Source organism: Acidisoma sp., from assembly GCF_035492295.1.
GTDB lineage: Bacteria > Pseudomonadota > Alphaproteobacteria > Acetobacterales > Acetobacteraceae > Acidisoma.
Window position 1 is genome coordinate 1 of the sequence record NZ_DATJJK010000088.1, and the last position, 26,591, is coordinate 26,591.

Annotated in this window: 25 protein-coding genes and 2 pseudogenes; 6 read left to right on the forward strand and 21 right to left on the reverse strand. The window is 66.0% G+C overall.

All coding sequences use genetic code 11. The annotated features are described in order from the left end of the window. From VL752_RS06105 to rpsB, 16 genes and pseudogenes are all read right to left on the reverse strand, one after another. Positions 1-929: pseudogene (locus VL752_RS06105) on the reverse strand (hypothetical protein); the annotation flags it as partial. A gap of 334 nt (positions 930-1,263) precedes the next feature. Continuing rightward, the gene (gene gloA, locus VL752_RS06110) at positions 1,264-1,659 is read right to left on the reverse strand and encodes a lactoylglutathione lyase (protein ID WP_325353198.1); all 396 of its coding nucleotides are present in this window, start codon (positions 1,657-1,659) and stop codon (positions 1,264-1,266) included. Between the two features lie 142 nt (positions 1,660-1,801). Then, positions 1,802-2,635, reverse strand: a complete 834-nt coding sequence (locus VL752_RS06115) for an LpxI family protein (protein ID WP_325353200.1) — start codon at positions 2,633-2,635, stop codon at positions 1,802-1,804. Positions 2,636-2,645: 10 nt separating this feature from the next. Further along, positions 2,646-3,461 (reverse strand): acyl-ACP--UDP-N-acetylglucosamine O-acyltransferase, encoded by an 816-nt coding sequence (lpxA, locus tag VL752_RS06120; RefSeq protein WP_325353202.1) that lies wholly within the window; start codon positions 3,459-3,461, stop codon positions 2,646-2,648. Next, a complete protein-coding gene (fabZ, locus tag VL752_RS06125; RefSeq protein ID WP_325353204.1) occupies positions 3,458-3,958 on the reverse strand; it encodes a 3-hydroxyacyl-ACP dehydratase FabZ in 501 nt (166 codons plus the stop codon). Before fabZ ends, lpxA begins: the two co-directional genes overlap by 4 nt. Positions 3,959-3,983: 25 nt before the next feature. After that, the gene (gene lpxD / locus VL752_RS06130) at positions 3,984-5,042 is read right to left on the reverse strand and encodes a UDP-3-O-(3-hydroxymyristoyl)glucosamine N-acyltransferase (RefSeq protein ID WP_325353237.1); all 1,059 of its coding nucleotides are present in this window, start codon (positions 5,040-5,042) and stop codon (positions 3,984-3,986) included. 6 nt (positions 5,043-5,048) lie between these two features. Then, on the reverse strand, positions 5,049-5,879 hold the full coding sequence (locus VL752_RS06135; RefSeq protein WP_325353206.1) for an OmpH family outer membrane protein: 831 nt from the start codon (positions 5,877-5,879) through the stop codon (positions 5,049-5,051). A gap of 33 nt (positions 5,880-5,912) precedes the next feature. Continuing rightward, positions 5,913-8,264: an outer membrane protein assembly factor BamA gene (gene bamA / locus VL752_RS06140; RefSeq protein ID WP_325353208.1), complete on the reverse strand. Its 2,352-nt coding sequence runs from the start codon at positions 8,262-8,264 to the stop codon at positions 5,913-5,915. 260 nt (positions 8,265-8,524) lie between these two features. Then, a complete protein-coding gene (rseP, locus tag VL752_RS06145; RefSeq protein WP_325353210.1) occupies positions 8,525-9,637 on the reverse strand; it encodes an RIP metalloprotease RseP in 1,113 nt (370 codons plus the stop codon). Between the two features lie 30 nt (positions 9,638-9,667). Further along, positions 9,668-10,825: a 1-deoxy-D-xylulose-5-phosphate reductoisomerase gene (locus tag VL752_RS06150; RefSeq protein ID WP_325353239.1), complete on the reverse strand. Its 1,158-nt coding sequence runs from the start codon at positions 10,823-10,825 to the stop codon at positions 9,668-9,670. Further along, a complete protein-coding gene (locus VL752_RS06155) occupies positions 10,822-11,721 on the reverse strand; it encodes a phosphatidate cytidylyltransferase (RefSeq protein ID WP_325353212.1) in 900 nt (299 codons plus the stop codon). Before VL752_RS06155 ends, VL752_RS06150 begins: the two co-directional genes overlap by 4 nt. After that, the gene (uppS, locus tag VL752_RS06160) at positions 11,690-12,364 is read right to left on the reverse strand and encodes a polyprenyl diphosphate synthase (protein ID WP_325353241.1); all 675 of its coding nucleotides are present in this window, start codon (positions 12,362-12,364) and stop codon (positions 11,690-11,692) included. The genes VL752_RS06155 and uppS overlap by 32 nt, the downstream gene beginning before the upstream one ends. 114 nt (positions 12,365-12,478) lie before the next feature. Then, the gene (gene frr / locus VL752_RS06165; protein WP_325353213.1) at positions 12,479-13,045 is read right to left on the reverse strand and encodes a ribosome recycling factor; all 567 of its coding nucleotides are present in this window, start codon (positions 13,043-13,045) and stop codon (positions 12,479-12,481) included. A 14-nt stretch (positions 13,046-13,059) separates the two neighbouring features. Next, on the reverse strand, positions 13,060-13,782 hold the full coding sequence (pyrH, locus tag VL752_RS06170) for a UMP kinase (protein WP_325353215.1): 723 nt from the start codon (positions 13,780-13,782) through the stop codon (positions 13,060-13,062). Between the two features lie 205 nt (positions 13,783-13,987). Beyond that, on the reverse strand, positions 13,988-14,896 hold the full coding sequence (gene tsf, locus VL752_RS06175; RefSeq protein ID WP_325353217.1) for a translation elongation factor Ts: 909 nt from the start codon (positions 14,894-14,896) through the stop codon (positions 13,988-13,990). Between the two features lie 165 nt (positions 14,897-15,061). Further along, a complete protein-coding gene (gene rpsB / locus VL752_RS06180; protein WP_325353219.1) occupies positions 15,062-15,856 on the reverse strand; it encodes a 30S ribosomal protein S2 in 795 nt (264 codons plus the stop codon). A 310-nt stretch (positions 15,857-16,166) separates the two neighbouring features. Here rpsB and VL752_RS06185 point away from each other — a divergent pair, with 310 nt between their 5' ends. Together VL752_RS06185 and VL752_RS06190 are read left to right on the forward strand one after the other, a co-directional pair. Further along, positions 16,167-16,997: an EAL domain-containing protein gene (locus tag VL752_RS06185; protein ID WP_325353221.1), complete on the forward strand. Its 831-nt coding sequence runs from the start codon at positions 16,167-16,169 to the stop codon at positions 16,995-16,997. 52 nt (positions 16,998-17,049) lie between these two features. Further along, positions 17,050-18,072 (forward strand): LLM class flavin-dependent oxidoreductase, encoded by a 1,023-nt coding sequence (locus tag VL752_RS06190; RefSeq protein WP_325353223.1) that lies wholly within the window; start codon positions 17,050-17,052, stop codon positions 18,070-18,072. On the opposite strand, the gene hydA is transcribed toward VL752_RS06190, so the two are convergent. From hydA to VL752_RS06210, 4 genes are all read right to left on the reverse strand, one after another. Next, the gene (gene hydA, locus VL752_RS06195; RefSeq protein WP_325353225.1) at positions 18,062-19,519 is read right to left on the reverse strand and encodes a dihydropyrimidinase; all 1,458 of its coding nucleotides are present in this window, start codon (positions 19,517-19,519) and stop codon (positions 18,062-18,064) included. The two genes, VL752_RS06190 and hydA, sit on opposite strands and share 11 nt — an antisense overlap. Positions 19,520-19,596: 77 nt before the next feature. Beyond that, positions 19,597-20,154, reverse strand: a complete 558-nt coding sequence (locus VL752_RS06200) for a hypothetical protein (protein WP_325353226.1) — start codon at positions 20,152-20,154, stop codon at positions 19,597-19,599. A 16-nt stretch (positions 20,155-20,170) separates the two neighbouring features. After that, complete coding sequence (locus VL752_RS06205; RefSeq protein WP_325353228.1) at positions 20,171-20,335, reverse strand: hypothetical protein; 165 nt, start codon at positions 20,333-20,335, stop codon at positions 20,171-20,173. A gap of 82 nt (positions 20,336-20,417) precedes the next feature. Beyond that, complete coding sequence (locus VL752_RS06210; RefSeq protein WP_325353229.1) at positions 20,418-20,621, reverse strand: hypothetical protein; 204 nt, start codon at positions 20,619-20,621, stop codon at positions 20,418-20,420. Positions 20,622-20,746: 125 nt separating this feature from the next. Between VL752_RS06210 and VL752_RS06215 the strand changes: the two genes are divergently transcribed. From VL752_RS06215 to VL752_RS06230, 4 genes are all read left to right on the forward strand, one after another. After that, positions 20,747-23,011 carry a DUF6600 domain-containing protein gene (locus VL752_RS06215; protein ID WP_325353231.1) on the forward strand — a complete coding sequence of 755 codons (2,265 nt, stop codon included), beginning with the start codon at positions 20,747-20,749 and terminating at the stop codon, positions 23,009-23,011. Between the two features lie 72 nt (positions 23,012-23,083). Next, positions 23,084-24,139, forward strand: a complete 1,056-nt coding sequence (gene gnd, locus VL752_RS06220) for a phosphogluconate dehydrogenase (NAD(+)-dependent, decarboxylating) (protein WP_325353243.1) — start codon at positions 23,084-23,086, stop codon at positions 24,137-24,139. Next, positions 24,136-25,668 carry a glucose-6-phosphate dehydrogenase gene (gene zwf / locus VL752_RS06225; RefSeq protein WP_325353233.1) on the forward strand — a complete coding sequence of 511 codons (1,533 nt, stop codon included), beginning with the start codon at positions 24,136-24,138 and terminating at the stop codon, positions 25,666-25,668. The genes gnd and zwf overlap by 4 nt, the downstream gene beginning before the upstream one ends. Next, positions 25,653-26,432 carry an ROK family protein gene (locus tag VL752_RS06230; protein ID WP_325353235.1) on the forward strand — a complete coding sequence of 260 codons (780 nt, stop codon included), beginning with the start codon at positions 25,653-25,655 and terminating at the stop codon, positions 26,430-26,432. The genes zwf and VL752_RS06230 overlap by 16 nt, the downstream gene beginning before the upstream one ends. Before the next feature lie 16 nt (positions 26,433-26,448). Here VL752_RS06230 and VL752_RS06235 read toward each other — a convergent pair. Next, positions 26,449-26,591: pseudogene (locus VL752_RS06235) on the reverse strand (UDP-glucose 6-dehydrogenase); the annotation flags it as partial.

Genomic DNA, 26,591 nt, shown 5'->3' on the forward strand with positions numbered 1-26,591 from the left:
CCGGAAACGAGGGCCGCGACCTTCTGCTCCTCGATCACCTTCCAGTCGATGAAGGCTTCAATGTCGGGATGGTCGACATCGACCGTCACCATCTTGGCCGCGCGGCGCGTGGTGCCGCCGGACTTGATGGCGCCGGCGGCGCGGTCACCGATTTTGAGGAAGCTCATGAGGCCGGAGGAACGGCCACCGCCCGAAAGGCGCTCGCCATCGCCACGCAGCTTGGAGAAATTGGAGCCGGTGCCCGACCCGTATTTGAACAGCCGCGCCTCACGCACCCAGAGGTCCATGATGCCACCCTCGTTGACGAGGTCGTCGGCCACCGACTGGATGAAGCAGGCATGCGGCTGCGGGTGCTCGTAGGCGCTCTGCGATTCCACGACCTGGCCGGTCTTGGGGTCGACATAGAAATGGCCCTGGGCCGGGCCGTCGATGCCGTAAGCCCAATGCAGGCCGGTGTTGAACCACTGCGGGGAGTTCGGGGCCGCCATCTGGCGCGCCAGCATGAAGCACAGCTCGTCGCGAAAGCTGCGGGCATCGGCCTCGGTGTCGAAATAGCCGTGCTTCCAGCCCCAATAGGTCCAGGTGCCGGCGAGACGGTCGAAGACCTGCTGGGCGCGGGTCTCTCCGACAGTGCGCTCGGCCTCCGGCAGCTTCGCAAGCGCGTCCAAGTCGGGCTCGTGGCGGCGCAGCCAGGCGGGCACCCCCGCCTCGTCCACCGCCTTCAGGGCGGCAGGGATTCCGGCTTTGCGAAAATACTTCTGGGCGAGGACATCCGAGGCCACCTGCGACCAGGCCTTCGGCACTTCAATATCGGCGAGACGGAAGATGACGGATCCGTCGGGGTTGCGGATCTCGCTCGTCGCCCGAACGAACTCAATATCGCCGTAACGGCCGTCTGCGTCAGCCGTCAGTTCGCGTTCGAAGCGCATGCAATGATCCTCTGCCAGGAAGGTCCGGATTATGGAGAAGTCGGCCGGTCGGCTGACCGCGTCGTTAACCAAATCTAGTAGGGAACCCGGGAGGGGAGCAACCACATCTTGTGCTTGACAGGGGCGCCGCGAGGGCATCGGTCCCTGAACCCCAGGCAAATGCTAGGTCAATTCTAGGGTCGAATGTGGAAAAAAATTTAACTCAAGCGGAATCGTGAAGCTTGGCAACCCTGGGCAGGACTCGTGCTCCCTGGGTTTGCTTTAGGAATCGCGCCTTACCGCCCGACGCTGAAACGATGGAGGGGCCGGTGCTGACCGGCCCCTCCACTGGGTGCTATTTTCGCTCGATCAGCTCGATCTTGTATCCGTCCGGATCCTCGATGAAGGCGATCACGGTCGTCCCGAACTTCACCGGGCCCGGCTCGCGGGTGATCTTCACCCCAGCCGCGCGCAGCTCCTCGCACGTCCCATAGATGTCGGGGACGCCCAAGGCGAGATGGCCGAAGGCGGAGCCGATCTCATAGCTCTCGACCCCATAGTTATAGGTGAGTTCCAGCACGGTATGGCTGTCCTCGCCGCCATAGCCCACGAAGGCGAGGGTATATTTGCCGTCCGGCACGTCCGAGCGGCGAAGCTCCTTCATGCCGAGATACTTGGTATAGAAGCCCACACTCCGCTCGAGGTCGCCCACGCGCAGCATGGTATGGAGATAGGAGAACTTATCGCTCATTGATTTTTTCCTCAGTCTGACGCCGATCCTGCGAGGCGAAACCCTCACGGGGCAGTCAGGGGGAGATTGCGCCCGGGCGCGCCCGATTCCAACCCAGCGGCGGCAAGACTAACATATCAGTTTCGTGAAGGAGCGTGGCCGCTCAGCCCTTCAGCGCCTCGGGCCCCAGGCCGAGCACGAAGAAGCCGGCGGCATCGGCCGCCGCCACCATGCGGTCCCGATCGGCGATCAGCGTGCCGCCGCCTTCAAAGGCGATCCCCCTGAGGCCGGCGGAAATCGCGCCCCGCACGGTCTCCTCGCCGATCGTCGGCAGATCGGCCCGCCGCTCTTGCCCAGGCTTGACGAGCTTGACGAGAACGCCGCCCGGCCCGGGCCAGGCGAGAGCGCCGCAGCGGCCAAGCATTGCATCGGTCCCCTCCACCGCCTCGACCGCGAGGACGATGCCGGATTGCACGACGCAGCCCTGGCCGACATCGGCCATCCCAAGCGCACGGCAGACGGCGATGCCCCGCGCGATGTCGGCCTTTGCCTGATCGTCGGGCGCCGTTTTCGTGAGCAACCCGGAGCGGCCGACCAGCCCGCCCAGAATCTCGTGCGCGCCGATGACGCGAAATCCCTCTTCGCCCAGCACGCGGATCACGGCACGCAGGAGACCATCATCGCCCAGGAAGGCGGCACGGCCAATGCGGGCGAGCAGCTTCAGCCCCTCGGCATCGGGGCGCAGATCACGAAAAGACGGACGCCGCACCGGACCGACGAGGACAAGGTCTTCGCAGCCCTGTTCCTTGAGAAGGGAGATGATGCGCACGGCGCCCCCGAAGCGCAGAAAGGCATGGGGGAAAGGCGCCAGAACTGCAGGCTCGGCATGGCCTTCGAGGCCGATGATGAAGACCCGCCGGCCGGCAGCCTCCGCCGCCCGCGCGACCTGGGCGGGAAGTGGGCCGCTGCCGGCGATGATACCGAGCGTCGACGGCATCGGCGCGGGGTCAGGATGCGTCGTCGGTCTCGACGGCGCGACTACTGCGGCGAATGAGGCCACGTTTGCTCGGCGCGTCGATGAAGCCGAGGATCTCCGCCACCATCGGGTCCTCGCCATAGCGCGCCCTCGCCTCGGCAAGACGCACCGCGAAGACGCCCTCATGGCTGAAAAGCAGACGGAAGGCTGCCCGCAGCCGGCGGATCGCCGCCGGATCCAGCCCCCGGCGCCGCAGTCCCACAATGTTGAGGCCAGCGAGCCGGGCGCGGTTGCCCATGACGAGACCATAAGGGATGACATCCGCCTCGACGCCGGAGACGCCGCCCACCATCGCGCCGTGCCCGATGCGGACGAATTGATGGATGGCAGCGCTGCCACCAATGACCGCATTATCGTGGATCGTCACGTGGCCGCCCATGACGACGTTGTTCGCGATGATCACGCCCTCGCCAAGCGCGCAGTCATGGGCAACATGCACCACCGCCATCAGCAGGCATTTCGCCCCGATGCGGGTGATGCCCGTGCCCGTCGCGGTACCCCGGTGAATGGTGCAATGCTCGCGGATCTGGCTGCCGGCGCCAATTTCGCAGCGCGTCGGCTCACCCTTGTATTTCAGGTCCTGAGGCGGCAGGCCGACGCTCGCATAGGGATAGAGCATGGTTCCGGCGCCGATCCGGGTATGGCCGTCCACCACAACATGGGAGACAAGGCGGACCCCGTCTTCCAGGATGACGTTCGGGCCGACATGGCACCACGGACCGATCTGAACCCCGTGGCCAAGACGGGCACCGTCCTCGACGATGGCCGCCGGATGGATGGATGTCACGATGCGACGCGATCCATGATCATGGCGGCGAAGGAAGCCTCAGCGACGGCGGCGCCGTCGACCCGCACCACGGCCTCGAATTTCCAGACATTGCCGCGGTTGCGCTGCTTCGTCACATGCACGTGCATCTGGTCGCCTGGCACAACGGGCCGGCGGAACTTGGCATTCTCTACCGACATGAAATAAACGACCTTGCCGCGTGATTCTGGCCCCAGCGTCTCGACCACCAGCACCGCCGCAGTCTGCGCCATGCTTTCGATGATGAGCACGCCCGGCATCACCGGATGGCCGGGGAAATGACCCTGAAAGAGTCCCTCGTTGATCGACACGTTCTTGATGCCGATCGCCGACACGTTCTTGATGAGGTCGACGACGCGGTCGATCAGAAGGAAGGGATAGCGATGAGGGATCGCGAGCATGATGCCCGCAATGTCAACAACCAGCTTTTCGGGGGTCTCGGTGGTCAAACCGTGACCGTGATCAGTCTCTGCATCCATTAGCCCAGGCCTGCATCCGCCCTAATTAATGTTTTGCCGCATCCTCGCGCCGCATCATCCGGCGCAGGAACGCCACCTGCCTAAAGAACTCTTTCACTGGCTCGGCCGGACTCCCGACCACGCTCGCGCGCGGGGAGACATCCGCCATCACGCCCGCCTGTGCACCAATCCGAGCGCCATCACCGATATGGATATGGCCCGCCACCCCCGCCTGGCCCGCGAGGGTCACATAGTCGCCCAGCGTCGTCGATCCAGAAATTCCAACCTGGGACACAATGACACAGCACCGGCCAAGGCGCACGTTATGGGCGATCTGCACGGCATTGTCGAGACGCGAGCCTGCGCCGATGATGGTATCCTGGGACGAGCCACGGTCGATCATGGTATTCGCCCCGATCTCGACGTCGTCCTCGATCACCACCCGTCCGAGTTGCGGAATGCTGGTGAATCCCCGGTCCGTCGGATGGGGATCGAAACCGAATCCTTCCTGGCCGATCCGCACGCCCGGAAAAAGAAAGACGCGGGCACCGATCAGGGCATGGCTGACCGATGCGTGGGAGCCGATCCGCGTATCCTGCCCGACGCGGACGCCATCCCCAATCGAGACGAGGGGGCCGATCCGGCAGCCTGGGCCGATCTCGGCCCGGGCCCCCACCACACAATAGGGACCGATCTCAGCTTCGGGCGAAATCTGGGCCGAAGGGTCGACCACCGCCGTCGGATGGATGCCAGCAGACACGGGTGCCGGAGGGTGGAAAAGGCCGGCAACATGCGCCCAGGCCGTCATCGGCCGGGCTGCCGCAAGTGCCACCGTTCCTGCGGGCACATGGCGGACCAAGCCCGGGTCGAGAATAACGGCCCCAGCCTTGGTCGAGGCCAGCGTTTCCAGGTATTTCTTGTTGGTGAGAAAGCTGATCTCTCCAGGCCCCGCCGTCTGCAGCGGCGCAATGCCGGTAAACACACGCTCGACCGGGAGACCTTCCGCCGACAGCCCGATCCTCTCCAGGATCACAGTAAGCGGAAAGGGACCCGCGCGCAGGAAGAAGCGCGGATCCCCTATGATAGGCTGAGCCAAACCTGTCAGCTCCTGTTACTGGCCAAGCGGCGGCTGACTGCCCTGCTGCTGATCCTGCAGCGAAGCTGCCGTCACCTTGGCGAAAGCGGCATCCGGCGGAACCTGGACCGAGGGCATGACCTGGTTAAGCTGCTTCGTCACCTCATCCGTGATGTCGAAGCCGTTCTGGTTCAACGCCACCTGGGCGCGGTGCAGAACGAGGTTCATGCCGCGGCTGTTCGCGACCTGACGGATTACGGCGATGAGGGTGCGCTCGATCTGGCCGAGGGACACCTGCGCCGCCGCCTGGATACGCGCCTCATGGTTGCGGAAGGCGAGCTGAGAGGTCGCGATGCGCTGCTGCAGGGCGAGTTCGCGCTTGCGCAGCTCGTCCTGGCTCAGATGTGCATTCGGGCTGGCGAGCGCCGCCTGCACGCGGCGCCACAGATCCTGCTCCTTCTTCACCTCGTCGGTGAGTTCGGAGCGGCGCTTTTCGATTTCCTTCTGCACGCCCTGCGCGGCGGTCGAGGCCTGCAGCACGTCGGGCACGCCGATCACGCCGATCACGGGCGTGGGGGGCGGGCTCTCCTTCATGAGATCCGGCAGCTTCGGGATCGGCGCATTGGCCTGGGCCTCGGCCGCCTTCTCGGCGGCAGGGTCAGGTTTGGGCGCCGCCGGGATGGGCGGTCCGAGATCGGGTATCTTCGCCGGAGCGCCGCTGGCATGGGCCTTGGAAGCCGCATGCGCGCTCCCTTTCGCCTGCCCCGGAACGAACCAGCCCGGCTGAGAGCTCTGGGCGAGGACCGCCCCGGGTACGAAGATCAGTGCCACCGCAGCGGCCGCGAGAGAACGGGAGACGTGTCGCAAAGGAACTTTTACCTTACCGAAGCGGGGATGAAGCTAGAAGTTCGTGCCGAAGCCGAAGCGGAACACCTGGGTCTGGTCGTATCTGTACTTCACGATCGGATCGGCAAGATCGATGTTGATCAGACCGAAGGGGGTGTTCCAGGAGAAGCCCACGCCGACCGACACGCGCGGCGACTTGTTGTCGTAAACGTCACCGAAAGTATCCGTCGCGCCGAACAGCGTGCCGATGTCGGAGAAGACGCGGCCCGTGAGCCCGATATCCTTCGAGATCGGCAGCGGGAAGTGGAGCTCGACGGTGCCGGTCGCGATGGTGTCACCGCCCAGACTGTCGCCGGTCGCGGTATCGTGAGGTCCGGCGCCGCCCTGCTCGAAGCCGCGCATGTTCTCACCGCCAAGGAAGAAGTTGTCGATGAGGTAGTAGTTGCCGCCGTAGCGATAGAGATAGCCGCCGCCGGCGCGCAGCGCGAGCGTCCAGTCGCTGTTGCCGGTGAAGTAGTCAAGCGGAATATAGTAGCCGGCATCGAGCTTGAAGCGGACATATTTCGAGTTGCCGCCGATACCGGCGACATCCGTGCCCAGGCGGATGATATAGCCCTTGTGCGGATCGAGCGAGCTGTCGCGATGATCCAGCGTCAGGGTCTGCCCGACCTGGGACAGAAGCGACCAGCCCTCTTCGTTCTTGACGTAGATACTGGCGGTCGATTCGACGTTGTAAACGTCACGATCGACGAGCGAGTAGCTCTCCGTCTGCGAGAGGTAGTTGTTGAACGCATAGCCGGTGCGGATCGTGAAGCCGAGCCGCTGTTCCTCGTATTGCGAGATGTCGAGGTTGTTGTTCGTGGTATCGAAGATCTCGCCGCCCAGCATGAGATTGCGGTCGAGGAAGTAGGGATCGGTCACCGAGAGGTCGATCTGGCTCGCGCGCTGGGCGAGCACACCGGTGATGCCGGCATCGATGCCGGTGCCGATCAGGTTCTTTTCACTGAGGCCAAGGTTGACGAGGGCGCCGTCGTCGGTCGAGTAGCCGCCGCCGATGGTGAAGGAGCCGGTCGCCTGTTCCTGCACGGCTGTCGTCAGCACGATCTTGTCCGGCGCCGAGCCGGGCTGTGTGCTCATGTCGACGTTCTTGAAATACTGCAGCTCCTGCAGCCGCAGGCGGGATTGCTTGATCTTCTCCGCATTGAACGCGTCACCTTCCGCGATCTGGAATTCGCGGCGGATGACCTTGTCCTCGGTGCGGCTATTGCCGGTGATGTTGATGCGCTCGAGGAAGACGCGCGGCCCTTCGGTGATTTCGAAGGTCAGGTCGACGACGTGCTGGCCCTGCTTGTTGACCCGCTTCTTCTCGATCGGCTTGACCTGCATGAAGGCGTAGCCACGGCCCTGAACGTCGCTCGTGATCGCCTGGACGCTATTGGTGATGGCGTCGCCGTTGTACCAGTCTCCAGAGGCGAGCTGCAGATCGCCCTTCACCGAATTCCCGTCCAGATTATGGAGATGGGAGACGATCGTGACTTTGCCGATACGGTAGCGCGGGCCTTCGTCCAACACGAAGGTCAGATAGAAGGAGGAGCGGTCGGGGGCTAGTTCCGCCTCGGTATTGAGGATCTGGAAGTCCGGATAGCCGCTGCGGAAATAGAAGCGCTTGAGGAGATCCTGATCGAGACCGACGCGCTGGGGATCATAGGAATCGGAAGACGAGAGGAAGCGCCACCAGGCGCTTTCGCGGCTGCTGATGGCTTCGCGCAGCGTGCTCTGGCTGAAATGCTTGTTACCCACGAAAGCGATGCGGCTGATGAACGTCGCCTTGCCGTCATGGATCTTGAAGACGAGATTGACCCGGTTTTCCGGCAGCTTGATGATTTGCGGCACAACCGTGGTCGAGTAATAGCCCTTCTGGGCATAGGCGTTCAGGATCGCCTGTCGGTCCTGCTCCGCCGCCTGCGGCGTGTAGACGGAGTTCGCGCGAAGCGAGACGACGGCCGCCAGATCCTTGTTGACGAGCTGATGGTTCCCCTCGAAGGCGACCTGGGCGATGACCGGATTTTCGGCGACGTCAACGACGAGGTCATTGCCGACCCGGCTGATCGAGACATTCTGGAACAGGCCGGTGGCGTATAGCGTCTTCAGGCTCTGGTCGATGCGGCGGGAGTCGAACGGGTCCCCCGGGCCCAGCAGCATGTAGGATTCGATGGTGCCGGCTTCGATGCGGCGATTACCCTTGACCTCGACCGCATGGATCGTGTCGCCGGTCTCGGCCGGGCCCGCAGCGGGCTGCCCCGTTTTGGCGTGGTGAGGTTTCAGCGTCTGCGACGAGGCCGCTCCGGGGACGAGCGCAGGCAGTAGGCAGGCTGTTGCGAGCAGCGCAGCGCGGGTGCGAAGCAAAGAACGCGTCTCCCTCAATTCCGGCATTTGCCGGTCAGCAGAACCAGCCCGATCGGCAGGCGGGCAAAAACTCAAGCGGGCCGACCATCGGACGCTCCGCCGTCGAGAGCGATTAACTCCGCCTGGAAGCGGAGACAACGCGTGGCACTTCCGTCTTGGCCGACGGACCGGACGGCAATGGCGTCCGGCGGCTTTGCCCTATCTCAGCCCCCAGCGTCGCGGCAAGGTCTTTCTCATCGCAACGCCGGGCATTCCTTACGTCATCCAGCGAGATGCGTCACCCAGCGGACGAAACCCAACTGGTTGACGTCGTTCCAGGTCGCGAAAACGAAGAGGCAGAGGAGCAGGGCGAAACCCGCGCGGAAGCCGTATTCCTGGGCCTTGGGGGAGATCGGCCGGCCGCGGATGATCTCCGCGATGTAGAATAGCAGGTGGCCACCATCCAGCACGGGGATGGGGAAAAGATTGATCAATCCAAGATTGACCGAGAGCACGGCGATAAAGGAGACGAGGCTGGCGATCCCCATGGCCGCGACCTGACCGGAGAGCGAGGCGATCCGGAGTGGGCCACCGAGTTCGTTGAGACCGGTGCGGTGGGCCGCGATCTGCCACAGTCCATCGAGGGTCTGGCGGGTGACCGTCCAGGTCTCCACCGCTCCCTGCACCACCGCCTCCTGGGGCGAAAGGCGCTTGAAATGCGGCGGCCCCTCAACGATGCCGAGCACGCCGCGCGCGCCGCCATGGCCGTCCGGAGTGCTGCCGATCTTGACGCGGAAGATGACGAGGTTGCCGCCGCGTTCGACGCTCAACCCGATATCCTTGCCGGGATTGGGTGCTACCTGACGCTGGATCTGGGTGAAATTCTTCACCGCAACGCCGCCGACATTGGTGATCACGTCACCGGGCTGGAGCTTCACCTGGGAGGCAGCGGAGCCCGGGACGATCTGGCCGATCACCGGCTCGGCGATCGGCTTGCCCACCACCATGAAGAGACCGATGAACAGCACGGCTGCGAGGATGAAATTGGCGATCGGCCCGGCGGCGATGACGATCATGCGCGACCAGACGGATTTTTCGTGGAAGGTCCGGCCTGGCTGCCAGGCGGCGCGCTCCTCCTCCGGCACGAGATCGGGCCGTTCCTGGCCGTGCAACTTGACGTAGCCGCCCAAGGGAATCCAGGCGAGTTTCCAGACCGTGCCGCGCTTGTCCGTCCAACGCGCGATCGCCTGCCCGAAGCCGATCGAGAAAGTCTCCACATGCACGCCGCGCCAGCGGGCGGCGAGGTAGTGGCCCATCTCGTGAACGAAGACGAGCACGCCGAGGACGACGGCGAAGGAAACGATGGTCCGGAGCAGGCTGACGAGGTCGTGCATAATCCTGGCTTCTACCCTTGGCCTGACCGATCAGGCGGCACGTGACAATATCAGAGCATCGGCGGCCTGCCGAGCGGCGGCATCAATCGCGATGATGGCGTCGAGATCCGGGGCAGGCAGCGGGCCCATGTCGTTCAGCACGGCTTCCACCGTGCCCACGATGTCGAGAAAGCCGATGCGCCGGGCGAGGAAGGCGGCGACCGCCACCTCGTTCGCGGCATTCATGATGGCGGGGGCGCCGCCGCCGGCCTCCAGCACCTCGCGTGCCAGACGCAGGGCCGGGAAACGCTCGGCATCGGGCTCCATGAAGTCCATCCGGGCCAGCGCCGCGAAATCCAGCCGCTTGGCACAGGTCGTCAGCCGCTCGGGCCAGCCCAGCGCATGAGCGATCGGGATATGCATGTCGGGCGCGCCGAGTTGGGCCAGCATGCTGCCGTCGGAATAGCAGACGATGCCATGAACCACCGACTGCGGATGGACGAGGACGTCGACCGCGGCACTCGGCAGGCGGAAAAGCCGCGCGGCCTCGATCACCTCCAGCGACTTGTTCATCATGGTCGCCGAATCGATGGTGATCTTGGCGCCCATGGACCACACCGGGTGCTTCAACGCCGCCTCCGGCGTGATCGCGGCCATGGCCTCCCGGCTCGTCTGGCGGAAGGGCCCGCCCGAGGCCGTCAGGATGATCCGCTCGACGCTGCGGGCATTGGCGGACTCCCAGCACTGGAAGATCGCATTGTGCTCGGAATCGACCGGCAGCAGCCGGACACCCGCCTCCGTCACCGCATCCATCATGATGTCTCCGGCCGAGACCAGCACCTCCTTGTTGGCGAAGGCGATGGCACCACCGCGGCGGATGGCGGCGAGCGTCGGATGAAGCCCCGCCATGCCGATGATCGCGGCCATGGTCCAGTCGGCCGTGAGGGTCGCCGCCTCGCGCACCGCATCGGCGCCGCCGGCGACCGCGATGCCGGTGCCGGCGAGCGCCTGCTCGAGCGCCGGTAGACCGGCCCGGTCATGGATCACCGCGATCTCGGGGCGGCAGGCCCGCGCCTGTTCGGCCAGAAGGGCCGTATTGCGGCCGGCGACCAAGGCGCGCACCCGGTAACGGTCGGGTTCCGCCAGGATGAGGTCCAGTGTCTGCGTGCCCACGCTCCCGGTACTGCCCAGGATGCTGATCGTCTTCATTGCCACAACCAAAATCCTTCCCCGATCGTCAGCGCCACAAGAGCGGCCATGGGCGCCGCCGTCAGCATCCCGTCAAGCCGATCGAGCAGACCGCCATGGCCGGGAATCGAACGGCCCGAATCCTTGACCCCGAAATGACGCTTCAAACCGCTTTCGAGCAAATCCCCAATCTGGGAGGCAATCCCGAGGAGCATCGATATCATAATGCAATGGAAAACCGGCAATCGCCCGCTGACGCCGGAGGCGACCGCCACGCCCACCAGGGAAGCGGCGACCAGGCCGCCCAAAGCCCCGGACCAGGTCTTGCCCGGCGAGATCGCGGGCGCGAGCTTGGGCCCGCCGACAAGGCGCCCCACGACATAGGCGCCGATGTCGCTCGCCCAGATGATCAGCACCAGAAAGAGCATGTCCCAGCGGCCGACCATCGGGTGATGGCGCAGCACGACCAGCGCGATGGCGGCGGGCGCCAGATAGACGAAACCAGCCGTCAGCCACACGGCCCGGGAGTCCCGGCCGAAGACCAGCCAGCCGACGAGCGTCAGCAGGACAGCGAGCAGGATCGCCGGCCCGGCGCCCAGCCCGTAGGTCACGAGCGGCACCGCCACCATGCCCAGCGGCAGCAGCATTTCAGGCCAGCCGCGCGCATCCGCCCGGCAGAGCCCGACCCATTCACCGGCACAGCCGGCCGCGCCGATCGCGATCAGCACGGCCCAGGCATCCCGCCCGAACCACAGGCAGGCGAGCGCCAAAGGCGCGAGGATCATCGCCGATCCTACTCGCTTGCCGAGGTCGCTCCACCGTGCCGAAACCATGGGCCTCGCCGCCCCTTCCCTACTGGGCTCCGGCAGATCGGCCGCCGGGGGCTCAGGTGACACGCGCACCGTATCGACGTTCACGCCGGGAGAATTCCGCAAGCGCTGCCGCAAGATGCGCGGCATCGAAATCCGGCCATAGCACATCCATGAAGACGAGCTCGGCATAAGCACATTGCCAAAGCAGGAAGTTGGACAGCCGCCGCTCGCCGCTGGTGCGGATCAGAAGGTCCGGGTCGGGCATGGCGGCGGTCGACAGGAAACGGGCGAAGCCCTCCTCGTCCAGGTCCCGGATATCGATGGCGCCACTCTGCGCGGCTTCCGCCATGGCGCGCGCCGCGGCGACGATTTCGGACCGGCCACCATAAGACAGGGCGAGCGTGAGATTGAGGCGCGTGCCCGCCGCGGTCTTGCTTTCTGCCGCTTCGAGCTCGGCGCGAAGGTCGGGCGAGAAGCGTTCGCGATCCCCGATCACACGGAAACGCACGCCGTTCTTCGTGAGATCGGCGACTTCGCTGCGCAGATACTGGCGCAGCAGACCGGTCAGCTCCATGACCTCGCCTTCCGGACGGCGCCAGTTCTCGCTACTGAAGGCGAAGAGCGTCAGCCATTCGACGCCTTGGTCAATCGCCGCCTCGATGCACCGCCGCACGGCCTTGGCACCGGCACGATGGCCGGCGACGCGCGGCATGCCGCGCGCCTTGGCCCAGCGGCCATTGCCATCCATGATGAGCGCGACATGCCGCGGCACGGCTGCCCCGTTTCTCACCACCCTCTCGGCGGCATCAGGGGAATCGGCGGCCCTTTCAGGGGACGCGGCGCGGTTCATGAACGGGCGATCTCACACCTGGCGGATTTCGCGGTCTTTATCGACCGCGAGTTCGTCGATTCTCTTGACGTAGCTATCGGTGAGCTTCTGCACCTCACCCGACCAGTCCTCCGCCTCATCCTTGCTGATTTCGCTCTTCTTTTCGAAACCCTTGATCTGCTCCATGCCGTCGCGCCGCACAGCCCGCACGGCGATGCGCGCGCTTTCCGCATAGCGATTGGCGGCCTTGGCAAGCTCCACGCGACGCTCAGCGGTGAGCTGCGGAATAGGCACGCGCACCGTCTGGCCGTCCGCACCCGGATTGAGGCCGAGGCCGGAGTCGCGGATTGCGGCGACCACGGAATTGACCAGGCTGCGGTCCCAGACCTGGACCGTGATCATCCGGGCCTCCGGCACGGCGATGGTGCCGACCTGCGTCAGCGGGGTCATCGTGCCATAGGCTTCGACACGGATCGGCTCGAGCAGCGCCGGGCTCGCACGGCCGGTGCGCAGGCCGCTTTGGTCTTTGCGCAGGGTCTCGACCGCGCCTTCCATGCGACGGGTCAGGTCTTGCTTGAGGGAAGTCAGGTCAGCGGGCACAGGCCCCTCCTTCGTCAAACGTCGCGTATGATCGTATAGGCACCCTCGCCGCGCATGGCGGAAGCGAAAGCGCCCGGGCGATGCAGGTTGAAGACCAGGATCGGCAGCTTGCTCTCGCGGGCAAGGCTGATCGCCGCCGCATCCATGACGCTCAGATCCTGGGAGAGAACCTCGAGATAGGTCAGGGTCTCGAAGCGCCTGGCATCCGCCACCTTCTTCGGGTCGGCCGAATAGACGCCATCGACCTGGGTGCCCTTGAGGAGCGCCTCGCAGCCCATCTCGGCGGCGCGCAGTGCGGCCGCCGTATCGGTCGTGAAGAAGGGATTGCCTGTACCTGCCGCGAAGATCACGATCCGCCCCTTCTCCATATGCCGCTGCGCGCGACGCCGGATATAGGGCTCGCACAGACTGGCCATGGGGATGGCGGACTGCACGCGGGTCGGCAGCCCCGCAAGTTCCAGTGCGCTCTGCATGGCAAGCGCGTTCATCACCGTCGCCAGCATGCCCATGTAGTCGGCCTGGGCGCGGTCCATGCCGGCGGCCGCCCCCTTCATGCCGCGGAAGATATTGCCGCCGCCGATCACCACGCAGACCTCGACGCCCATGGCGATGACGGAACCAATGTCCTGGGCGATCTGCTTCACCGTGTTCGAGTCGAGGCCGTACTCGCCCGGGCCCATCAGCGCCTCGCCCGAGAGCTTGAGCAACACGCGCTTGTAGAGAGGCTGAGGGTTCATTTTATCCTTGGGAGTCTGTCGTGAACCGCGGCCACAGGCTGCCGCATCGCTTCGGCGAGGTAAGACCGCCGCACCCTAGAGATAGGGCTGAACCGCCACAAGTATCAGTTCCCGCGGCGAAGGTGCCCCTACCGGTAGCGCAGGGCCAACTGGGCCGTAAAATTGCGAGGGGCGACGGCACCGTCTTGCCCCTCGCTTTATCGGATCAGACGCCGGCCGTCGCCGCCACTTCGGCGGCAAAGTCGGTGACTTCCTTCTCAATCCCTTCGCCGAGCTGGAAGCGGGTGAAGCCCACCAGCTTGGCGCCGGTCTTCTCCACCACGGCGCGCACGCGGCTCTCGCCGTCATGCACCCAGACCTGCTCCAGCAGCACCACCTCTTCGTAGTATTTGCGGATACGGCCATCGACCATCTTCTCGATGATCGCTTCCGGCTTGCCGGAGGCCCGCGCCTGCTCGCTCAGCACCGCACGCTCGCGGTCGAGCGCCGCGGGGTCGACCGCATCGATGTCGAGCGCATCGGGGCGGGTCGCCGCGACATGCATGCCCACCTGGCGGCCCAACGTCTCCAAACCTTCAAGTTCGCTCGCAGCTTCGAGGGCGACCAGCACGCCGATCTTGCCGAGACCCGGCTTCAGCGCGCTGTGGACATAGGTCGCGACCACGCCCGAGGGCACCCGCAGCACGCGGGCGCGGCGGATCGTCATGTTCTCGCCGATCGTCGCGACGAGCTGCGTCAACTGGTCGGCAACCGTGTGACTCGTGCCCGGGAACGAGGCGGCCTTGATGGCCTCCACGTCCTCACCGATCTCGAGCGCGATCTTGGCCACCGTCTCGACGAAATCCTGGAAGGTCTCGTTGCGGGCCACGAAGTCGGTCTCGGCATTGACCTCGACCATGGCGGCAACGTTCGGCGCGCTGGCGACGCCGATCAGGCCTTCGGCAGCGACGCGGCCGGACTTCTTGGCCGCGGCGGAGAGGCCCTTCTTGCGCAGCCAGTCAATCGCCGCGTCGAGATCGCCACCCGTCTCGTTCAGCGCCTTCTTGCAGTCCATCATGCCGGCGCCGCTCTTCTCGCGCAGGTCTTTCACCAGCGCGGCTGTGATCTCGGCCATCATCGATCTCCGTGTGATGAGGCAGCGCCGGAGAGCGGCGCCACCGTCTGATTCTCTAGGCGGACCTTTATATCGGCCCCGAACATCCAGAGAAGGCCCGAAGGCCTTGCGTCATAAAGCCGAAACACCGGGCGCCGTCCGACACCCGGTGTTTGGCGGAAGGCGTCAGCCCTCGACGGGCACCGCCACGTCGGCCATGGCCTCGTCCTCGGCCGGCACCACGGCGGAGGGGAGCTCCTCGGCAGCACCGACGTCGCGGCCGGAAGCCGCCATCTCGGCGCTGATGCCATCGAGCACCGCGTTGGAGACAAGGTCGCAATAAAGCATGATGGCGCGGATCGCGTCGTCATTACCCGGGATCGGATAGGTCACGCCATGCGGATCGGAGTTGCTGTCGAGGACGGCAACAACCGGGATGCCAAGCTTGTTGGCTTCCTGAACGGCGAGCTTTTCCTTGTTGGTGTCGATGATGAAGAGGATGTCGGGCAGGCCGCCCATTTCCTTGATGCCACCCAGCGCGCGCTCCAACTTCTCCTGGTCGCGCGTAATCTCGAGCACTTCCTTCTTCGTCAGGCCCTGGGTGTCACCGGCCACCAGCTCTTCGATCTGGCGCAGACGCTTGATGCTGGCCGTGATCGTCTTCCAGTTGGTGAGCATGCCGCCCAACCAGCGGTGATTGACGTAATACTGGCCGCAACGGCGGGCAGCCTCGGCCACGGGCTCGGCCGCCGCGCGCTTGGTGCCGACGAAAAGCACACGGCCGCCATTGGCCGTCGTGTCGCGCAGCGCGCGCAGGGCGCGGTCCAGCATCGGCACGGTCTGCTGCAGGTCGATGATGTGAACCTGGTTGCGGACGCCGAAGAGATAGGGCGCCATCGCCGGGTTCCAGCGGCGGGTGTGGTGACCAAAGTGAACGCCGGCTTCCAACAGCTGGCGCAGAGTGAATTCGGGCATCGCCATCGGCGTGCTCCTTTCCTGTCGTCCGGTTGATCCCTCCGCGGGGCGGAGCCGTTAAGCACCGGACTCGGTCCATTTCGACCGAGAAAGGCGCCCCGCGTGCGAATTTGCTCCCCGTCCGACAAATCGGGCGGGAAACGGCGCTGCTATCGCGCATCAGTCCTGCTATTGCAAGCCAAAGCCGCTGCACGGGACCGCCGGGCAGCCATTCGCGCCGGGGCGCGCCTCACGCTCACGCAGCTGTGCATGCCCGTCCTCGGGGCACTACCGGTTAAATAGCAATCCAATGAGTTCGGGAACGGAGCCGTCCGCCGTGCACAATTCCGGAGAAGGCGGGGCCACCCGACACAGAGGCCCAGGCGCCGGCCTCTCGCCCGCCGCACAACCCGGCTGCGCCGGCGCCTGCGGCGCGACCTTTTCGACCCCCTTCACAATGGCCTTCCAACCCATCGTCGATATCACCGAGCAGCGGATCGTCGCGCATGAGGCCCTGGTCCGGGGCCCGGGCGGGGAAAGTGCGGCGAGCATCCTGGCGGCCGTGACGCCCGACACGCTCTATGCCTTCGATCAGGCCTGCCGGACGAAGGCGATCGAACTCGCCGTGCGCCTTGGCCTGCCCGCGCGGCTCAACATCAATTTTCTGCCCAATGCCGTCTATGAGCCGCTTGCCTGTATCCAGGCGACGCTCGCGGCCGCGCACCGCAGCGGCCTGGCCCTGGATCGACTGACGTTCGAGATGGTCGAGACGGAGGATGTCGCAGCGCCGGGCCATCTGCGCCGCATCGTGGAAACCTACCGGCAGATCGGCTTCCGGATTGCTCTGGACGATTACGGCACGGGCCATTCTGGCCTGCTGCGACTGTCCGAACTCCGGCCGGACAGCATCAAGGTGGATCGCCAGCTTGTCGCCGGCATTTCGGAAGTTCGCATGCACCAGGCGATGATGCGCGCCGTCCTGGGCTTCTGCGAGGAGGTCGGGATCGAAGCCATCTTCGAGGGGGTTGAAACCGAGGCGGAAGTGCGGACGCTTCAAGCCCTCGGCGCCCGCTATATGCAAGGCTTTCATTTCGCGCGGCCGGCGCTGGAGCGGATGGGGACGGTGGCGGAAATCACCTGGCCCGAACTGCACGGCACGCAGGGCTGACGGCCATGCTGTTCGTTGAGTTTTGGTTCGGCGCACGTCAGAGTGTCGTTCGATGAATATCGAACATTCCCCCCTGCGGATCAGCATTCTCGACCAGGCTCCCATCGCGGCGGGCGGCACTGGCGGCCGGGCGCTGCACCAGGTGGTCGACCTTGCGCGCCTCGCAGACCGGGCGGGCTTCCATCGCTTCTGGATCGCCGAACATCACGCGACCCCCGGCCTCGCCTCCGCAAGCCCCGAGGTGCTGATCGGGCCGGTCGCGATGTCAACCGAACGAATCAGGGTCGGCACCGGCGGTGTCATGCTGCCCCATTACAGCCCCTTCAAGGTGGCCGAGACTTTCAGCATGCTGGCGGGCATGTTCCCGGGCCGCATCGATCTCGGCCTTGGCCGCGCCCCGGGCTCGGACGGCCGCACGGCCTATGCGCTGCAGCGAGACCGGCGCGAGCGCGCACCGGATGATTTCCCCCAGGCCCTGGCGGAACTGCTCGGCTATCTCGACGGCGCCATCCCTGAGAGCCATCCCTTCGCCTATCTGCAGAAAACCCTTCCGGGTGGGGCCGAGAGACCGGCGCCCTGGCTGCTCGGCACCTCGCCCGATAGCGCCGCCTGGGCTGCCGAGCTCGGGCTGCCCTATTGCATCGCGGATTTCATCAATCCCAACGCCGCAGAACTCGCGAACCACTATCGCCTCGCCTTCAAGCCCAATCCGCAGCGCGGCATGGAGACGCCAAAGGTCATGGTGGCCGTGTGGTCGATCACCGCCGACACGCATGAGGAGGCCGAGCGGCTCGCCGCTTCCTCCCGCATGCTCTTCCGGCTGCTGCATCGCGGCCAGCTCATCGCGGTGCCCTCGCCCGAGGAAGCGCTGCGCTTTCTCGGCGAAGACCAGGCCCTCGTCTCCCGCTCCCGGCGCATGGTCCTCGGCACGAAGGCAGAGGTCCGCGCGGGATTGGAAGCGGTGGCCGCCGATTACGGGGCGGAAGAGATCATGGTCGTCAATATCCTCTACGACCATGCCGCGCGGTTGCGCTCCTATGCCCTGCTGGCGGAGGCTTTCGGCCTCACAGCATGAGGCTGGCGGCGTCGAAGCCGTTGGGCAGCACGCCGCTTGGCCGGATCAGATCGTAAGGCTCCCGCGGCAGGAAGCGCGCACTGCCAGGCTCGGCCGTCACTCTATCGTCTTTCATCACCACGCGTCCGCGCGCCAGCGTCATCCGCGGCCAGCCGGTGACCTTCAGCCCCTCGTAGGGCGTGTAGTCGATGGCATGCTGCATGAGGTCGTTCGTGATGGTCACCTCGCGGCCAGCATCCCAGAGCACGAGATCGGCATCCGCCCCCGGCGCGATGGTGCCCTTGCGGGGATAGAGGCCGAAGAGCTTGGCCGGGTTCACCGCCGTCAGCCGCACGAAGGTCTGCACATCGATGCGGCCCTTCGACACCCCCTCGCTGAAGACGATGGGCAAGCGGGCGGCCAGCCCGGGGACACCATTCGGAATGCGGGTGAAGGGCACGTCGGTTCCGTTCTTCTGCTTGCCCGCACCGTCCCGGTAGAAGCTGTGGCCGCTGTGGTCGGAGGAGATGACGTCAATCGTCCCGGCGCGGATCGCCTCCCACAGGCCCGCACTCTCGGCTGGCCCGCGGGGCGCCGGACTGCAGATGAACTTCGCACCCTCGAAACCCGGCCGGTCCATGTCGGCGGCCTGCAGCACGAGATATTGCGGGCAGGTCTCGCCCCAGACCTTCAGCCCCCGCGCCCGGGCGGCGGCAATCTCGGCCGCCGGCTCCGGCCCCGAGACGTGGAAGATCTGGATCGGCTGGTCGACGAGTTCGGCGAGCGCAATGGCGCGATGCGTCGCCTCGCGCTCGATCACCGTCGGCCGCGCCCAGGCATGGTATTTCGGCGCGGTGAGGCCGGCGCGGAGCAGCGCTTCCGTCAACCAGGCGATGGCGTCGTAATTCTCGGCGTGAACGGTGACGAGCGCGCCCGCACGCCGGGCGGCGGCCAAAACGCGCAGATACTGCCGGTCGTCCACCCGCACGTCGTCATAGGTCAGGAAGACTTTCAGGCTGCGGATGCCGGACGCGACGACCGCCGGGATATCCTCGGCTACCACAGCATCAGAGGGATCGTTGATGATCTGGTGGAAGCTGTAATCCACCATGCCGCGCTGGGCGCGCCGGTGATATTCCTCGACCACCGGCCCGAGCCGCTGCCCCTTGAACTGGGCCGCGAAGGTGATGACGCTGGTCGTGCCCCCGGCGAAGCAGGCGGCGGAGGCATGGGTGAAACTGTCCTCGTAGGAGGAGCCGTCCGGCTCCAACTGCTCGATATGGCAGTGGGTATCGACGCCGCCGGGCAGAACAAGAAGCCCGCCGGCATCGATCACCTCGGCGCCATCGGTCGGCAGGTCGAGGCCGACATCCGCCACGATCTCGCCCTTGATGCCGATATCGGCGCGGATCGTGTCGCTTCCCGTAACGATCACTCCCCCGCGAATGACACGATCAAAATCAGGCACAGCTTCCCCCCAGCGTTACGCTCGCCGAAGATACTGCACCGCAGATTGCCCATCCCTGCAAGCGCCGGGAAGCCGGGCTAGTTGCCGCTCCCTCCGCGTTGGCTCGGCGCCCCGGCCTGGGGCGGCCGGGGAATCTCGCCGCCACCGGCGCCGCCGCGCTGAGACGGCGGCGGCGGATTGCCGCCCCCTCCGCCATGCCAGCCGCCACCGCCCTGTGGCGGGGGTGGGGGCGGCGGATGACCGCCACCACCGTTCCATCCACCCGGCGGCGGGTGGCCGCCCCCGCCGTTCCAACCGCCCGGCGGCGGATGACCGCCACCACCGTTCCAACCGCCCGGCGGCGGATGGCCGCCATTCCAGCCTCCCGGAGGCGGGTGGCCCCCGTTCCAGCCTCCAGGGGGCGGGGGCGGCGGCGGGTGGCCATACCCGCCCCCGCCCCAATAGCCACCGCCGCCCACGATCACGGGAGCGCCGGGATAGACGGTCGTGTAGCCTGGGTACGCGTCATACCCGCCATAACTCTGGCCGGAATAACCATAGCCGGTCGAGCCATAGGGATAGTAGCAGCCGCCCAGTGCCACGACAGCCACGCTGGCGAGGCTTGCGCGGGCCAGCCGGGACAGTTTCAGGGTCATAACCAAGCCTCTCCGATCATCGCGCGGCATTCATGCCTGCAGTCTCGAAGATGGGATCGAAGTGGGGCTTTTTCACGCCCTCCTCGCGGCCTGACCACGGCGCGCCGATCCTGCCCCCTTTCTTCCGCATGGCTTGGCGCTCGATGCTGAATGCTCGACGCTCGACGCTCGATTGGGTCACGGCTCTGCGGGAATCCGCCAGCCTGGAGGTCAAGACCGCCGCCCGATCGGTTGACATTGCATCTGCGCGGCCCATCCCGGCGCTAGATGCGTCGCGGCACGCCGGGTTTCAGGGATGAGACGACGACACAAGGGGCGAACCGGATCTCGCGCGGCGCAGCGTCGGTGTTCTCGGCCTTCTGCATGATTCCAGGCTCGCCCGCATGTTCCCCAATCGTATCGTCTTGGCAGGCGGCCTGAGCCGGCCCGGAGCGTTTCTCGTTCCCGCGCGCCGTGCCGCGCGCCATCAACTTTCCAGGAGCCTTTCTCCTGCCACAAGGCAGGGCCGGATTCCGCCTCAAATAGGGACCACCGAAGGCGAGCCCGCCCAGAACGGGCATCGCCAACCGAGGAACCGCAAGGTAGTCATCCGATGAGCGTGCCCTTCAAATGGTCGCTTCTGCCGACCGTCATCGCCACGGCCGGCCTGCTCGCCGGCGATCTCGCCGTGAGCCGCCCCGCCCATGCGCAGACGGCCGCGCCCCCGGCTCCGCCCGGCGCCGATGCGCCCCAGCCGGTGGATGCCGGAGACCCGCCCGCACGCGTCGGTTGGCTTTCCAATCTGTCGGGTGCGGTCTCATTCCATAGCGCGAGCCAGGATCAGTGGACGACGGCAACGCAGAACTATCCGATCGCCACCGGTGACGCAGTCTGGACTCAACCGCAGGCCCAGGCCTCGATCATGGTGGATGCCAGCCGCATCGCTTTGAACGGAGGCACCGAGCTTACGGCACAGGAGATTGACCAGACCACCATGACCGCCGTGCTGTCGCAGGGCGAGGTCTTTCTCAATCTGGTCGCGATGCGGCCCGGGCAAAGCGTGGTGATCGAAACACCGCGCGGCACCGCCCAGATCACCAGCAACGGCCGCTACGAAATCTATGCCGGGGACAGCAGCACGCCCACCTATGTCACGGCAGTCACCGGTGCCGCGCAATTCACCGGCCCCGGCCTGAACACGCCGCAGGCCGTGGGCGCGCAGCAGACGCTCGTCGTCTCGGGCACCGATCCGGTGCAGGCGCAGCTCGGCGCCCTCCAGCAGGACCAGTTCCTGACAGCCATGCTGCAGCAGATCGCGCCGCCCCCGCCGCCAACCAACGTGGCACCGCCGCCCGTGGTCTCCGCAATGACCGGGGCAAGTGTTCTCTCTCAATACGGCAGCTGGTCGAGCGAGCCCGATGCCGGCACCGTCTGGTTCCCGCAGGTCGCCTCCTCCTGGGTCCCCTACCGCGACGGACGCTGGGCCTATGTGCAGCCCTGGGGCTGGACCTGGGTGGACAACGCACCTTGGGGCTTCGCGCCCTTCCATTACGGCCGCTGGTCCGAGTTCAATGGCCGCTGGGGCTGGGTGCCGGCGCCGGCTGCGGCCGGCGTGAATTATGCGGATTACCAGCCCGTCTATGCCCCTGCCCTTGTGACCTTCCTGGGCGCGGCCGTCGGGGCCGCCACGGCCGCGGCCTTTGCCTCGGGCAGCATCGGCTGGGCGCCGCTCGGCCTGCGCGATCCCTACTACCCGCCCTATCGCGTCACGCCGCGCTATTTTGGCGCCTATAACCGACCTTACGTGGAGAATTACAACCAGTTCTACCAGCGTAACGTGACCGTGGTGAACAACCGCATCACCTATCGCAATGTCGAGATCAACAACGCGCCGCGCGGGCCGCAGGGTGAGAACTTCGCGAGGCGGGGTGCCACTTTCGTCCCGCGCGAGGCGATGCTGGACTCCCGCCCCGTCGCGGGTGTCGCGCGCCCCTTGCCGCAGGGCGCGCGGGTTCAGCCGTTCCACCCCGGCGCTCCGCAGGGGCTGCCGCGGCCGACGGCCGCGACCTGGGGTGTGACCCCCGCCATGGCGCAGCGTGAACATCTGGAAGCAGGCCCGGCCGGCGGCGGCCCGCGTGCCCCAGCGCCGGGTCCGGCCATCCGGCCAATGCAAGGCGCCCACTTTGCCCCCGGAGCCCGGCCCGCACCGCCGCCCCTCGTCGCCCATGCCGCCGAAAGGCCGGGTTTTCAGGCCGGGCCTGCCCATGGCACACCTGTGCCGGGTGCAGCTCAGCCGGGGGCACCCCAGCCGGGGGCGCCCCAACCGCGGGCCCTGCCGCCCCTCCCCCGCGTCGAAGCCCATCCCGGCAATGCCCAACCGCTCAATGCCCAGGCGGGCGGCCCTCAGCCCGGGGAGGCAAGGCCCGCGGGTGTACGGCCCGCCGGGGCACCGCCCAGTGGCGTGCCGCAGGCCCCATTTCATGGAACCGCCCAAGGACCAGGCAACGGCCCCGGCCAGGTCCACGGTCCCGATCAACACGGGCCTGCCCCGCAAGCCCCTCATGTGCCGCAACCCCGACCGGCGCCTCAGGCGCGCCCGGCTCCCGCACCACAACAGGCGCCGCAGGCACCCCGTCCGCAGCCAACCCCCCATGCCCAGGCGCCGCGACCGGCACCACGACCGGCACCGCAAATGCAGGCGCCCCGTCCGGCCCCGCATGTCGAAGCCCCGAGGCCCGCTCCTCATGTTCAGGCACCGCGTCCCGCGCCCCGTGCCGAAGCGCCGCGGCCGGCTCCGCATGTCCAGGCGCCGCATCCAGCGCCCCATCCCCCACCGCAGGGCCATGCGCCACAGCAAAACGTACGACCTCCGAAATAGTCCCTCCGCCGGCTTTTTGCGCATCTCCGCGCCGGGCTGGCGGATTTACACGAAACTGTACCCTGGCTGGCGCTGGCTTCCGCCCCCTCATCACGATATCGTCCGCCTGAACATTGCCATGAGGAGGCTCGAATGCAGCTCGGTGTGATCGGCTTGGGACGGATGGGCGGCAACATCGCCCGGCGCCTGATGAACAACGGCCACCAAGTCGCGGTCTTCGACGTGAATCCCGCGAATGTCGATGCCCTCGCCAAGGAGAAGGCGATCCCCGCGCACTCCCTGAAGGATCTCGTTCAGGCTCTGGCCAAGCCCCGCGCAGTCTGGGTCATGCTGCCCGCCGGCGACATCACCGAGAAGACGATCCAGACCCTCACCACCATCCTGGAGCCGGGCGACATCATCATCGACGGTGGCAATACCTTCTATAAGGACGACATCCGCCGGGCGAAGGCGCTGCGGGAGAAAGACCTGCACTATGTCGATGTCGGCACCTCCGGCGGTGTCTGGGGCGTCGAGCGCGGCTACTGCATGATGATCGGCGGCGAGAAGGCGATCGTCGACCATCTCGACCCGATCTTTGCCACCCTCGCCCCCGGCCTCGGCAATATCGAGCGCACGCCGGAGTTCAAGGGCGATACCCGTGCCGAGCACGGCTATATCCATTCCGGCCCTGCCGGTGCCGGCCATTTCGTGAAAATGGTGCATAACGGCATCGAATACGGGCTGATGCAGGCCTATGCCGAAGGCTTCGACATCCTGCGCGGCAAGGACTCGGACAAGCTGCCCGAGGAAGAGCGCTATTCCCTTGAGCTCGGCGATATCGCCGAAGTTTGGCGCCGCGGCAGCGTCGTCTCCTCCTGGCTGCTCGACCTCACCGCCATGTCCCTCAACGAGAGCCCGAACCTCGATGAGTTCACCGGCAAGGTCGATGATTCCGGCGAAGGCCGTTGGACCATCAACGCAGCCATCGAGGAATCGGTTTCCGCCGAAGTGCTCACCGCGGCACTCTTCACCCGCTTCCGCTCCCGCATCGGCAACAGCTTCGGCGAAAAGCTGCTCTCCGCGATGCGCAACAAGTTCGGCGGCCATATCGAAGGCCATAGCGTAGCGCCGACGGTGAAGGAATGAGCGCGGCGGGCAAGAACTCGCGCCAACCCCCCGTCGCGCCGCCATGCGCGATGGTGATCTTCGGTGCCGCGGGTGATCTGACGAAACGCCTCGTCATGCCCGCGCTCTACAACCTCTCCTGCTCCGGGCTGCTGCCCAAGAACTTCGCCGTCATCGGCGTCGATCTCGTGCAGCAGGACGCCGAGACCTGGCAGAAAACGCTGCATGACTTCCTGATCTCGTCGCTCAAGAAGGGCGGCGAGGGCACGGAACCGGGCGAGGTCATCAACGAGCAGGCCTGGAAACGTCTCAGCGATTCCATGAGCTACATGCCGGGCAACCTGTCGGACGACGCCGCGTTCGAGACCTTGCGCGACAAGCTCGAAGAGATCGACCGCGAAAAGGGCCTCGGCGGCAATGTGCTTTTTTACCTCGCGGTGGCCGAGCGATTCTTCGGCCCGACGGTCGAGCATCTCGGCCGCGCCGGCCTGACCGTTGAGGAGGGCGACTCCTGGCGCCGGGTCGTCATCGAAAAGCCCTTTGGCCACGACCTCGCCTCCGCCATCGCCCTCGACAAGCAGGTGCTCTCGGTCCTCAAGGAAAATCAGGTCTACCGGATTGACCACTTCCTGGGGAAGGAGACGGTGCAGAACATCATGGCGCTCCGTTTCGCCAACGGACTCTTCGAACCGCTGTGGAACCGGGACCGAATCGACCATGTGCAGATCACGGTCGCCGAAATCGTGGGCGTGGAGCGGCGCGGCAAGTTCTACGAAAGCACCGGCGCGCTGCGGGACATGGTGCCCAACCACGTCTTCCAGCTCCTCGCGATGACGGCGATGGAGGCGCCAGCGGCCTTCGACGCGGATTCCATCCGCGCCAAGAAGGCGGAAGTCTTCACCTCCATGCACCAACTGTCCCCCGGTGACGCGGTGCGTGGCCAATATGCGGCTGGGACAATCAATGACGCTCCCGTTCCAGCCTATCGGGACGAGCCGGACGTTTCCCATACCAGCGTCACCGAGACCTTCGTCGCGATGAAGCTCGGCATCGACAATTGGCGCTGGGCGGGCGTGCCCTTCTATCTCCGCACCGGCAAACGGATGAGCAAGCGGAAGACGGAGATCGCGATCCGCTTCAAGGAAGCGCCTTTCGCGATGTTCCGCGATACGCGCGTGGATGCGCTGGGCGACAACTGGCTGATCATCTCGATCCAGCCGGAGGAAGGCATCCGCCTGCAGTTCAACGCCAAGCGCCCAGGGCCCACGCTGACCTTCGAACGCGTCGCCATGGATTTCAAATATGACGACTGGTTCAAGCAGGCGCCGGCGACCGGCTATGAGACGCTGATCTTCGACTGCTTCATCGGCGACGCGACGCTCTTTCAGCGCGCCGACCAGTTGGAGACCGCCTGGAAAATCGTGCAACCCGTGGTGGACGATTGGGCAGCGCATGATGCCGCCTTCCCGAACTACGCCGCAGGTTCGGCGGGGCCGGAGGAAGCGAATCAGCTTCTGGAACGGGAGGGCCGCTTTTGGCTGCCGATCTGACCGACGCCCCTGCACCGGCGGAAGAGCCGGCGGTGCAGAACATCCTCTCGATCGATATCGGGGGCACGGGCCTCAAGGCCTCGGTCATCGACCGCCACGGCACGATGATCGCGGACAAGGTGCGGGTGCCGACCCCCCACCCGTCCCCACCCGGCGTGCTGGTGGAGGCCATCGCCACGCTCGTGAAGCCGCTGCCGCATTTCGACCGCGTGGCGATTGGCTTTCCGGGCGCGGTGCGGGCCAATATCATCCTGACGGCACCGCATCTCGGCGAGGAGATTTGGCACGGTGTCGATCTCGCAGCCCTGGTCTCCCAGCGCCTGGGCGGCGTGCCCACCAAGATCGTCAACGATGCCGAAATGCAGGGCCTGGCCGTCATCAAGGGCCAGGGCCTTGAATTCATCCTGACGCTCGGCACCGGCTGCGGCACGGGCATCTTCTACAATGGAGAGCTCGCGCCCCATCTCGAACTCTCCACGCACCCGATCCACAAGAAGTACACGTACGACACCTATGTCGGGAACGCGGCTTTCGAGACGATGGGCAAGAAGCGTTGGAACAAGCGCGTGGAGCGGGTCATTGCCCTGCTGCGCAGCCTCACCCATTTCGACCATCTCTATATCGGCGGCGGCAATTCGAAGCATGTGACGCTTGATCTGCCGACCTCCGTCTCCCTCGTCTCGAACGAGGCGGGTATCGACGGCGGTGCCGCACTCTGGTCCCCCCGCAAGGGGCGCCATCCGGAATACGATATCGGCGCCTGAATGGCTGCTCGGCGGTTCAGCCGGGCGGCAGGGCGCGGCCGATGGAACTGTAGTTGAAGCCCGCGGCGCGCATCGCCGCGGGATCGAAGATGTTCCTGAGATCGACGATGACGCGGCCCCGCATGAGGCTCTCCAGACGCGCCGGGCTCACGGCGCGGA

Coding starts and splice junctions, on each gene's coding strand:
- rpsB (WP_325353219.1), bottom strand. CDS start 15,856: ATGGCGATGCCCGAATTCACTCTGCGCCAGCTGTTGGAAGCCGGCGTT.
- pyrH (WP_325353215.1), bottom strand. CDS start 13,782: ATGAACCCTCAGCCTCTCTACAAGCGCGTGTTGCTCAAGCTCTCGGGC.
- VL752_RS06115 (WP_325353200.1), bottom strand. CDS start 2,635: ATGCCGTCGACGCTCGGTATCATCGCCGGCAGCGGCCCACTTCCCGCC.
- fabZ (WP_325353204.1), bottom strand. CDS start 3,958: ATGGATGCAGAGACTGATCACGGTCACGGTTTGACCACCGAGACCCCC.
- rseP (WP_325353210.1), bottom strand. CDS start 9,637: ATGCACGACCTCGTCAGCCTGCTCCGGACCATCGTTTCCTTCGCCGTC.
- zwf (WP_325353233.1), top strand. CDS start 24,136: ATGAGCGCGGCGGGCAAGAACTCGCGCCAACCCCCCGTCGCGCCGCCA.
- VL752_RS06210 (WP_325353229.1), bottom strand. CDS start 20,621: ATGGCGCGCGGCACGGCGCGCGGGAACGAGAAACGCTCCGGGCCGGCT.
- uppS (WP_325353241.1), bottom strand. CDS start 12,364: ATGGATGGCAATGGCCGCTGGGCCAAGGCGCGCGGCATGCCGCGCGTC.
- VL752_RS06190 (WP_325353223.1), top strand. CDS start 17,050: ATGAATATCGAACATTCCCCCCTGCGGATCAGCATTCTCGACCAGGCT.
- VL752_RS06200 (WP_325353226.1), bottom strand. CDS start 20,154: ATGACCCTGAAACTGTCCCGGCTGGCCCGCGCAAGCCTCGCCAGCGTG.
- VL752_RS06150 (WP_325353239.1), bottom strand. CDS start 10,825: ATGAAGACGATCAGCATCCTGGGCAGTACCGGGAGCGTGGGCACGCAG.
- gloA (WP_325353198.1), bottom strand. CDS start 1,659: ATGAGCGATAAGTTCTCCTATCTCCATACCATGCTGCGCGTGGGCGAC.
- VL752_RS06215 (WP_325353231.1), top strand. CDS start 20,747: ATGAGCGTGCCCTTCAAATGGTCGCTTCTGCCGACCGTCATCGCCACG.
- tsf (WP_325353217.1), bottom strand. CDS start 14,896: ATGGCCGAGATCACAGCCGCGCTGGTGAAAGACCTGCGCGAGAAGAGC.